General features: G+C 67.2%; 1 protein-coding gene. It reads right to left on the bottom strand.

Features of this window, described 5'->3' with window-relative positions; genetic code table 11:
- Positions 1 to 485 (bottom strand): cache domain-containing protein (locus C5B91_RS21535; RefSeq protein WP_199708899.1); only part of this gene is annotated, 485 nt, incomplete at both ends.

Here is a 485-nt window from a genome sequence, read left to right as displayed (position 1 = left end):
TCACGTCGGACTCGGGGACGGTGGCGACGAGTTCGTACTGCCCGTTACCGAAGTGGAGCGGCGCGTAACCGGCGAAGTAGCGAGCCGCCTCGCCGCCGTCGCCGGTCGTCTCGTGGGTGGTCAGGCCGGACTGGCCGACAAGCGCCGTCGCGTTCTCCGCGATTTCGGACTCGACGGAGCCGAGCGATTCCCGGGAGTCGGTCAACAGCGTCCCGCGCTCGCTCACGATAGTCAGGTGGCCGGTCTCACCGACCTGGATGTCGTCGATGAGCGTGTTGAGGAGTTCGAAGTTGAACTGGAGCGTGATGGTTCCGGCGAGTTCTCCCCCGCGGTACACCGGCGCGGTGACGTACACGGCGGCGTCGCCGTCGACGGTCGTCACCTCGCTCACCTGGATCTCGCCCTTCTGAAGCTCTGTCGCGGTCTCGAACCACGCCTCGTCCGCGAACGAGGTGCCGGACACCGACTCGGTGGCGATGCCGTCG

The organism is Haloferax sp. Atlit-10N (genome assembly GCF_003586325.1).
Taxonomy (GTDB): domain Archaea; phylum Halobacteriota; class Halobacteria; order Halobacteriales; family Haloferacaceae; genus Haloferax; species Haloferax prahovense.
Note: the sequence above shows the minus strand (reverse complement) of the source record. Positions and strands in the feature narration are given on the sequence as shown.